Origin of the sequence: Nocardia sp. NBC_01730 (assembly GCF_035920445.1) — a bacterium.
Taxonomy (GTDB): Bacteria; Actinomycetota; Actinomycetes; order Mycobacteriales; family Mycobacteriaceae; genus Nocardia.
This window is the reverse complement of the sequence record NZ_CP109162.1, coordinates 1930827-1941606: the sequence shown is the minus strand read 5'-3', so window position 1 is coordinate 1941606 and position 10780 is coordinate 1930827. Positions and strand designations below refer to the sequence as shown.

Below are 10780 nucleotides of genomic sequence, written 5' to 3'. Positions count from 1 at the left end.
CGGCTGCTGACGCACACAAGCGCGAAAGCGCAATGCGTGGCAAGTAAGACGATCAGGAGTTCTACCGATGGCCGACAACGAGGGTGGGCTTCGACGCCGCTGCCCGGGCTGGATCTCGCCGAGCCGATGGCCGGGTGGATGCACACAGGCGAGACGGTCGAGGTCGATGCGGATCACTTCTCGATCATCGGACCGGCGTCTTCGGCCGCGGCGGAGGAGATACGACGCTGGCTCGCGGAGCGCGGCGGCCCCGAGCCGAGAAGTTCATGAGCACGAAATCGAAATTCTTGGCATCCCGTGAGGCGAGATAGAGGAATCCCATGGTCGTATCAGCGAATGAGATCGCTATTGTCGGAATGTCGTGCAGGATGCCGGGCGCTTCCGACCTCGACAACTTCTGGCGGTTGCTGCGCGATGGTCGTGACGCTGTCGGATCGGCTCCTGCCGACCGTCCGGGAATCGATGAGACGGCCGGGTTCCTTGGTTCGGCGTCGGAATTCGATGCCGACTTCTTCGGTGTGCCGCCCAATGAGGCGCGGTCGATCGATCCGCAGCAGCTGCTCGGTCTCGAACTGAGCTGGGAGGCGTTGGAAGACGCGGGCTATGGAGACCGAAACGGCGCGCGTGCAGGGGTGTTCCTGGGCAGCATTGGCACCGATTTCGCCGAAATTGTGGCGTCGCAAGGCAAATCCGGTGTCGGTAGGCATTCGTTGTCGGCCGTCGGCAGGGGGGTGGCCGCCAACCGGATCTCCAATTACTACGGGTTCACCGGCCCGAGTATCGTCGTCGACAGTGGGCAGTCTTCGTCGCTGGTCGCGGTGCATTTGGCATGCGAATCGCTGCGCAGTGGCGAATGCGATGTGGCGTTGGCGGGCGGGCTGAATCTCATTCTTTCGCCGTTGAGTGGTGAGCGCTACGAACAATTCGGCGCGCACTCGCCGTCGGGAAAGTGCTATACGTTCGACGAACGCGCGGATGGCACGGTGCGTGGTGAAGGCGGCGGCATTGTCGTGCTCAAACCGCTTGCGCGAGCGGTCGCCGATGGCGACCGGATCTACGCGGTGATCCGTGGTAGTGCGGTCAACAGCGGCAACGCGCGCCAGGTGTTGAGCGCGCCGAGTGTGGCGGCGCAGACGAATGTTATTCGGGCGGCGCTGGCGGCCGCGGACGTGGAACCGGCGTCGGTACATTATGTGGAGTTGCACGGAACTGGCACGCTCGCAGGAGATCCGGTGGAGGCGACGGCTCTTGGTGAGACCTATGGCGTCCGGCGGCCCGCGGGCGCGGCGTTGGCCGTCGGTTCGGTCAAGACCAATATCGGACATCTGGAAGGCGCCGCGGGGATCGCGGGTCTGATCAAGACCGCATTGTCGCTGCGGTATCGGGAATTGGTGCCCAGCCTGAACTTTCACACCCCGAATCCGCGGATCCCGCTCGACGCGCTCGGGTTGCGGGTGCAGACCGTGGCGGAGCACTGGTCTACTGCGGCGTCGAGCGGTGGGCCCGAAGCGGCAGCCGAGCGTAACCGCGAGGGCCGTGCGAGCGCCGCAATCAATACCGCCGCGCCGCGCCGGGCGGGGGTGTCGTCGTTCGGTATGGGTGGCACGAACGCGCATGTGATCCTGGAGGAAGCGCCTGCGGCGGCTGCAGGCGAAGCGACCACAACCGCGGATGGTTCGCGGCCTCTGGTGTGGGTGTTGTCGGGGCAGAGTCGGGAGGCGTTGCGGGAGCAGGCTGTTCGGTTGCGGGAGTGGTTGGCCGATCATCCGGAGGCCGGTGCCGGTGATGTGGCGTTTTCGTTGTCGCGTTCGCGTACGGCGCTGCAGTGGCGGGGTGGGGTGGTCGGGTATGACGTCGCTGGGATGAGTGCGGGGTTGGCGGGGTTGGTCGATCCGGTGGCGGGACCGGACAAGGACGAGCTTTATGTGGTGACGGGTCGTGCTGCGTCCCGGCGGGCGGTTTTCGTGTTTCCGGGGCAGGGGAGTCAATGGGTGGGGATGGGTGGGGAGCTGTTGGCGTCGGGTGGGGTGTTCGCGGAGTCGATCGCGGAGTGTGAGGCGGTGTTGGCGCCGTTCGTGGATTGGTCGTTGACGGCGGTGCTGCGCGGGGAGGCGGGTGCGGCGTCGTTGGATCGGGTGGATGTGGTGCAGCCGGTTCTGTTCGCGATGTTGGTGTCGTTGGCGCGGTTGTGGCGGGCTGGTGGGGTGGAGCCGGTCGCGGTGGTCGGGCATTCGCAGGGGGAGATCGCGGCGGCGGTGGTGGCCGGCGGGTTGTCGTTGGCTGATGGGGCACGAGTGGTGGCGGTGCGGTCTCGTGCTGTCGCGGAGGTGTTGGCGGGTTCGGGGGGCATGGTATCGGTCGGTTCGGCGGCCGAGGCGGTGGCGGACCGTTTGGTGGTGTTCGGTGATCGGTTGTCGGTCGCGGCGGTGAACGGCCCGGGACAGACCGTGGTTTCGGGCGAGTCGGCCGCGTTGAGTGAGTTTCTTGCCGGATGCGCGGCCGACGGGGTGTGGGCCAAGCAGATTCCGGTGGACTACGCGTCGCATTCGGTGGCGGTGGAACGAATTCGGGATCGGGTGCTGGCGGAGTTGGCGCCGATTCGACCGAGAACGGGTTCGGTTCCGTTTTTCTCGACCGTGACCGCGGAATTCGTGGACACGGCAGGGTTGGATGCCGGGTATTGGTATCGAGGGCTGCGCGAGCGGGTGCGGTTCGCCGAAGCGATCGAGACGTTGATGCGCTCGGAGCTGAACGTATTCGTCGAGACCAGCCCGCACCCGGTGGTTTCCACAGCGATCGAGTTGACAGCGGACTCGATCGGCAAAGCCGACCACGTGGCTGTCCTGGGCACGCTGCGGCGCGGCCATGGCGGTCCGCAGCAGTTCGCCGCCGCGCTGGCACACGCTTACTGCGTCGGTATCGACGTCACACCGGAGGTGTTGGCGCCACCGGCCGCGCGGGTGGATCTGCCGACCTACGGGTTCCAGCGGCGGCAGTGCTGGACGCCGGGGGTCGTGGCAGGCATGGGGCCGGGCGATGTGAGCCGTGCCGGGCTGATCCGGCCGGACCATCCGGTGCTGGGCGCCGCGGTGTCGTCCCGAAGGCAGCGTGCTGTCACGGCGGGTCCGCTGGCGCCACGGCTGTTGGCCGTTGCCGAGCACGAACGCGACGCGCTGGTGCTCGCGGTGGTGGCCGAGCAGGCCGCGGTGGTACTCGGCCACAATTCGTCGGAGGCCGTGCATCCGGATTTGCCGTTCACCGCGTTCGGGTTCGATTCGCTGAGTGGACAACAGCTGCGGAATGTGTTGGTGACGGCCACCGGGGTGGAGTTGCCGACGACGCTGATATTCGACCACCCGACCCCGAGGGCGGTGGCACGGTTGGTGCGTTCGCGCCTGGAAGGCGTGGAACTCGGTGTGCGGCGGGTGACCCGCCGGACTCGTTCCGAGGAGCCGATCGCGATCGTCGGTATCGGCTGCCGTTTCCCCGGTGGTGTCGGATCGGTCGAGCAGTTGTGGGACCTCGTCGCGGCGGGCCGGGACGCGATCACGCCGTTCCCGTCGGACCGGGGATGGGATCTGGAGCGGTTGTTCGATCCGGATCCGGACATGCCGGGCACTGTCTACAGCCGGGAAGGTGGATTCCTTTCCGATGCGGGCGCTTTCGACGCCGGCTTTTTCGGTATCGGTCCGCGTGAGGCGGCCGCGATGGATCCGCAGCAGCGGCTGATGTTGGAAGTTTCCTGGGAAGCGTTGGAGGACGCGGGGATCGACCCTGCCTCGTTGCGTGGCACCGACACCGGCGTGTTCGTCGGTGCTTCCTCGTCGGGTTACTCGCGTGGGGTGAGCGGCGAGTACGAAGCCTTCCGCCTGACCGGGACCTCGATCAGCGTGGTATCCGGGCGTGTTGCTTACCTTTTCGGTTTGGAGGGGCCCGCGGTCACGGTCGATACCGCGTGCTCGTCGTCGCTTGTCGCGCTGCATCTGGCCTGCCAGACGCTGCGCCGGGGTGAGGCATCCCTGGTCCTGGCGGGCGGGGTCAGTGTGTCGGCGAGCCCGAGTCTGTACGTCGACTTCGCACGCCAGCGGGGGTTGGCGCCCGATGGGCGGTCCAAGGCGTTCGCCGCCGCCGCCGACGGTGTGACGTGGTCCGAAGGCGTAGGCGTGCTGGCGCTCGAGCGGCTGTCGGATGCGCAGCGCTTGGGTCATGACGTGTTGGCGGTGGTGCGTGGTAGCGCGATCAATCAGGATGGTGCGAGTAACGGTTTGACCGCACCGAATGGTCCGTCGCAGGAGCGGGTGATCGCGGCGGCATTGGCCGATGCCGGCTTGGAGTCGGCGGATGTGGACGCGGTCGAGGCGCACGGCACCGGAACGAGGTTGGGTGATCCGATCGAGGCCCAGGCACTGATCGCCGCGTACGGATCCGATCGCGGCCAGCCGCTGCGGATCGGGTCGGTGAAGTCGAACATCGGCCACGCGGTCGCGGCCGCGGGTATCGGTGGCGTCATCAAAATGGTCGCGGCACTGCGACACGAAACCCTGCCGAAGACATTGCACGTGGACGCGCCGAGTCCGCATGTGGACTGGTCGGCGGGATCGGTGCGGTTGCTGACCGAGCCCGAGCCGTGGCCCGTCTCCGACCGAGTCCGCCGTGCCGGGGTGTCGTCGTTCGGCATCAGCGGCACCAACGCACACGTGATCCTCGAAGAGGCGCCCTCGACCGCAATGTCGCGCGGCGACGGCCCCAGCGGCGACTCCGGCCAAAAGCATACCGGGGCAGGCTCTGAACCCACCATGGTCGGCGACGTGGTTGCGCTGCTACTGTCGGCCAAATCCGCCGACGCGCTGCACGCACAGGCGGATCGCTTGCGGCAGTGGCTGATCGAACGACCTGAACTCGATATCGCCGATGTCGCGTATTCCCTGATCGAGGCACGCGGGCACTTCGACCACCGTGGCGCGGTCCTCGGCGCCGATCGAGAACAGCTCTTGGCAGGTCTCGCGGCTCTGGCTTCGGGCGCTGGGTCGTCTTCGGTCATCGAGGGACAGATCGCAGCGGGGAAGACGGCTTTCCTGTTCACCGGTCAAGGGGCACAGCGAGCCGGAATGGGCGCGGGGTTGTATCGCGCGTTTCCGGTGTTCGCGGCGGCCTTGGACAAGGTGTGCGGACAGTTCGATCCCCTGTTGGGGCGGTCGTTGCGGGAGTTGATGTTCACCGACACCGAAGGGTTGTTGGACCGGACCGAGTACACCCAGCCCGCGTTGTTCGCGTTCGAGGTGGCATTGTTCCGGCTGATCGAATCGTTCGGTGTCACACCGGATCTGCTGATCGGGCACTCGATCGGGGAGTTGGCGGCAGCGTATGTGGCCGGCGTGTGGTCGCTCGAGGATGCCTGCGCGCTGGTAGCAGCGCGGGGCCGGTTGATGGGCGCGCTGCCCGACGGTGGCGCGATGCTCGCCGTGGCGATCGGCGAAGAACGAGCGGCCGACATCGTCGCCGATTTCAGCGACCGAGTGTCGATCGCGGGGGTGAACGACCCCTCATCGACAGTGTTGTCCGGAGACGCCGACGCGATCGAGGAGATCGAGCGGCAGCTGTCGGGCACCGGAGTCAAAACGAATCGGCTGCGGGTCAGCCACGCTTTCCATTCCGCGCGGATGGATCCGATGCTGGCGGAGTTCCGGTCGGTGGCCGAAAACATTACATACGAATCGCCGAGCGTGCCGATCGTGTCGAACGTGTCCGGTGAGCTCGCCGGTGACGCGGTCACCGACCCGGAGTACTGGGTGCGGCAAGTGCGGGGCTGTGTCCGGTTCGCACCAGGCGTGGACACTCTCGCCGCGGCTGGTGCGCGCCGCTTCCTCGAGGTAGGCCCGGACGCGGTGTTGGCCGCGTTGACCCGTCGGTGCCTGGAGGACCAGGAGGCCGAGTCGGCCCCATGGGTGGCCGCGGCCTCCCGGCGGTCGACCGACGAGGTGACACACCTCGTCACCTCGCTCGCACAGGCCCATCTCGCAGGCGCGCGAGTCAACTGGCATCCACTATTCGCAGGCCACGAGGTACGACGAGTTCCGTTGCCGACCTATGCCTTCCAGCATCGCCGGTTCTGGTTGTCGCCCGGCAACGACGCGCCGCAGCCATCAGCTGATCACTCGATACTGACAGACGTGGTCGGGTTGGCGGGGACCGACGAATGGTTGTTCACCGGCCGGTTCTCGGTGCGCACCCATCCGTGGGTCGCTGACCACATGGCCCACGGAGCGGTGGTGGTGCCGGGCGTGCTGTTGCTCGAGTTCCTCCTCGCCGCCGGCGGCCGAATCGGTTGCGAGGTGGTCGAGGAAGTCATGCTGCAGGCACCGATCCGGCCTGGCGACGACGAAGTCGAGCTACAGGCGCTGGTGCAGGCAGCGGACAAGTCCGGGCGACGCACGTTCGAGTGCTTCTACCGGAAGTCATCCGACGGGGAATGGGTCCGCAACGCTACTGGTGCGCTAGCGGCCCAGCGGGACGGTGATTCGGCGTTGCTGTCGCGGCTGCGGACCGAGGAGTGGCCGCCGGTCGATGCCGAACTCGTGGACAGTGCGACGTTGCCGGAGCAGATCACGGAGGATACCGGGCTCGAGTACGGTCCAGCGTTCATCGGTGTGCGTGCCGTATGGCAACGCGGCGACGCGGTGTTCTCGGAGGTCGTGCTGGACACTGATGCGGCTCCGGAGTCGGGGCGGCACGAGGTGCATCCGGCTTTGATGGAGTTGGTGGTGCACGCGGGACTGTCCCGATTGGTTTTTCGTCGTGCGAATTCCGCTCCGAACACCGGTTGGTTGTTGTTCCGGTGGGGTGGTGCGCGTTTCTACAAGCCGGCCGACGGTGGGCGGTGGGCTACGGAGGTGACGTCGCTGCGGGTTGTGGCGGTCAAGACCGGAGCGGAGAGCGTGTCGGTGGCCGCCGTCGATGCGGACGGTAATCCGATCCTGTCCGTCGATGCGGTGGTGATGCGTCGGTATGACGTCAACGAATTTCGCAGCAGCCTGCCCGGTGACGAGGCCGGTTTGTATCAGGTTCGTTGGGAGTCTGTGGCGGTAGGACCGGTCGACCGGCACGTACCGGCTATGGCCGTGCTCGGGGACGCGACGGTGTCGGGGATCGATGCGTTCGCTGCGTCCATTGCCGATATTGTTGCGGCCGAACGTGTTCCGCGTGTGGTTGTGTGGCGGGCGAGCGAGCTGTTCGCCGATGGTCCGGGTGCGGTGCGGGCGAGGGTGCACGGCACGCTGGGCACGCTGAAGTCCTGGCTTGCCGAGGATCGTCTGTCCGGTATCCGGCTGGTGGTGGTCACCACGGGCGGCGCCGGGCTGTCGGGGGAGGTTCCGGATGTGGGCGCGGCCGCGGTGTGGGGGTTGGTCCGCAGTGCGCAGTCGGAGAATCCGGGGCGGTTCGTTCTCGTCGACGAGGATTCGGCCGAGCCGCTGGATGTCGATCGGATCGCGGCGGTGCTGCGGTCGGGTGAGCCGCAGGTCGCGGTGCGTGGTCCTGAGGTTCTGGTTCCCCGGCTGACACGCGCATCCGTATCGGAGGGCGCGGTGCCGCAGTCTGCCCCGGAGCGCTCCCAGCCGAGCGACCATCGGGAGAAGCCCTATCCGGCGTTGCGGGACGGGACGGTGCTGATCACCGGCGGCACCGGCGGACTCGGTGCGTTGTTCGCCCGCCACTTGGTCGCCGAACACGGCGTGCGCCGGCTGGTGTTGACGTCGCGGCGGGGGCCGGAGGCAGCTGGCGCGGACGAACTGGTCGCCGAACTGGTGCAGGCCGGCACCGACGCCCGGGTTGTCGCGTGTGATGTCGCCGATCGCGACGCGCTGCGGAAGTTGTTGGACGCCATCGATTCCGATGGTGGGTTGACCGCGGTGGTGCATGCCGCCGGGGTTCTCGACGACGGCACTGTGGAGTCGTTGACCACTGAGCAGGTGGATCGGGTGTTGGTGCCGAAGGTGGACGGGGCATGGCACCTGGACGAGCTGACTCGTGACCGCGATCTGTCGGCGTTCGTGATGTTCTCGTCGATCGCCGCAGTGCTGGGGTCGGCCGGACAAGGAAACTATGCGGCGGCGAACAGTTTCCTGGACGCGCTGGCGCAGCGGCGCCGCGCGGCGGGGTTGCCCGCCACGTCGCTGGCCTGGGGGCCGTGGAACCAGAGCAGCGGAATGACCAGCGGCCTGGGGAGTACGGCAATAGTGCGGTTGGGTCGGCTGGGACTGGGCCAACTCGAGAATGCCGAAGGCGTGCGTCTTTTCGACGATGCTGTTGCCGACGCCGATGCGCGGCTGGCGCCGATCCGGTTCGACGCGAGCGAACTGCGGCGCACATCCGACCCCGATGCGCTTCCCGCGGTGTTGCGCGGGTTCGTGCGGCGTTCGGCGCGGGCCGCGGGACAGCCTTCGGCGGGCCTCGCGGCGGGCTCGTTGGGTGCTCGGTTGGCTCAGGTGCCTGAGGCGCAGCGCGGCGGGGTGGTGCTCGAGGTGGTGCTGGCGCAGGCGGCGGCGGTGTTGGGGCATGATTCGGCCATCGAGATCCGGCCCGATCAGCGTTTCGACGAGATCGGTTTCGATTCGTTGGGTGGGGTGGAGTTCCGTAACCGGCTGGCCAAGGCTACGGGTGTGCAGCTGCCGTCGACACTGGTATTCGACTATCCGACTCCGGCGGCGGTGGCGAAGTTCGTGCAGTCCCGTGTCGAGCCGAAGCCGGTGGGCGAACCGGTCGAGAAGACAGTGCGTCGGGTGCGGGCGGACGAACCGATCGCCATCGTGGGTATGGGCTGCCGGTTCCCAGGCGGTGTGAAGTCGCCGGATGAGCTCTGGGAGCTTCTTGTTTCGGAGAGCGACGCGACCAGCGATTATCCGACGGATCGCGGGTGGGATCTGGAGCGGTTGTTCGATGAGGATCCGGATAAGCCCGGCACTGTTTATGCCCGTCGGGCTGGGTTCCTTGATAATGCGGGTTATTTCGATGCCGGTTTCTTCGGTATCGGTCCGCGGGAGGCGTCGGCGATGGATCCGCAGCAACGTCAGCTGCTGGAAGCGTCCTGGGAGGCTCTGGAGGACGCGGGTATCGATCCGGTGTCGTTGCGCGGTACTGATACCGGGGTGTTCGTCGGGGCGTGCTACTCGGGCTACTTCGATCGAGTGGCCGGCGAGTTGCAGGGTTATCGGCTCACCGGCACCCAAAGCAGCGTGCTCTCCGGCCGGGTGGCCTATTACTTAGGCCTCGAAGGTGCCGCTATCACGGTGGACACCGCGTGTTCGTCGTCGCTGGTCGCGCTGCACCAGGCATGCCAGGCGCTGCGGCAGGGGGAGAGCTCGCTGGCGTTGGCGGGCGGCGTGACGGTCGCGGCCAGTCCCTACCTCTCCGTCGATTTCGCACGGCAGCGTGCTCTGTCGCCCGATGGGCGCTGCAAGTCGTTCTCCGCCGCAGCCGATGGTGTCGGCTTTTCCGAGGGCGTCGGCGTGCTGGTGCTCGAACGCCTGTCGGACGCGCAGCGGCTCGGCCACAACGTCCTTGCCCTTGTGCGCGGGTCGGCGGTCAACCAGGACGGTGCGTCGAATGGTTTGACCGCGCCGAATGGTCCGTCGCAGGAGCGGGTGATTGCGGCGGCGTTGGCGAACGCGGGGTTGGAGCCGTCGGATGTCGACGCGGTGGAGGCGCACGGCACCGGGACCACCTTGGGTGATCCGATCGAAGCCCAGGCGCTGATCGCCGCCTACGGGCAGGGCCGTGCGGGACAACCCCTGCGGATCGGGTCGATCAAGTCGAATATCGGCCACACCGTGGCCGCGGCGGGCGTGGGTGGGGTGATCAAGATGGTGCAGGCGTTGCGGCACGAAACTCTGCCGAAGACCTTGCATGTCGACGCGCCGAGTCCGCACGTGGACTGGTCTGCGGGCACTGTGGAGCTGTTGACCGCGGCTCAGCCGTGGCCACGCAACGGGCGGGCCCGTCGGGCCGGAGTGTCGTCGTTCGGTGTCAGCGGCACCAACACCCATGTCATCCTGGAAGAGGCACCTGCTCGGTCTGTGCGGTCGAGCCCGGAGGAGGTAGCGCAGCGTGACCTTGGAGGGCTCCGCACAGACCGCATCGGACACCGTCGAGCTCCAGTGTCGCAGCCGGCGCCCAGCTCCTCCGTGGCTGTGCCGTGGTTGGTGTCGGCGAGTTCCGAGTCGGGTCTGCGAGCGCAGGCGGATCGACTGCGGCAGTGGGTGATCGACAACCCCGACACGGATGTATGGGATGTCGCGCATTCCTTGGTGACGTCCCGTGCTCGGCTCGACTGCCGCGGAGCCGTCGTCGGTGGCGACCGGGACGAGTTGCTCACCGGTCTGGCCGATTTGGCGGCCGGTTCGCCGGGCACGACAGAGGCGACAGCGGGTACGGGCAAGGTGGCGTTCCTGTTCACCGGGCAGGGTGCGCAACGCACCGGGATGGGTGCCGGATTATACGCGGCCTTCGACGTGTTCGCAGCGGCGTTCGACGAGGTGTGCGCCCAGATCGATCCGCTGCTCGACTCGGCCCACCCGTCACCGGACCGCCACCTCTCGAGGAGCTCGGCGCTGTTATTGCGGGACTTGATGTTCGATCGGAGTAACGCGGCGCTGCTGGATCTCACGGCGTTCACCCAGCCGGCGTTGTTCGCGTTCGAGGTGGCGTTGTTTCGGCTGATGGAGTCGTTCGGCGTGGTGCCGGACATGCTGATCGGACATTCGATCGGTGAGCTGGCCGCCGCGTA

General features: G+C 67.2%; 2 protein-coding genes (1 of these 2 running past the window's edge). Both read left to right on the top strand.

Annotation, left to right across the window (positions count from 1 at the left end):
- The first annotated feature begins 36 nt into the window (after nt 1-36).
- The gene (locus OHB12_RS07935) at nt 37-270 is read left to right on the top strand and encodes a hypothetical protein (protein ID WP_327117585.1); all 234 of its coding nucleotides are present in this window, start codon (nt 37-39) and stop codon (nt 268-270) included.
- Nucleotides 271-320: 50 nt separating this feature from the next.
- Nucleotides 321-10780: the 5' portion of an SDR family NAD(P)-dependent oxidoreductase gene (locus tag OHB12_RS07930; protein WP_327117583.1), read on the top strand. The gene runs 4591 nt beyond the window's last position; the window shows 10460 of its 15051 coding nt (coding positions 1-10460); its start codon is at nt 321-323; its stop codon lies off the right edge, out of view.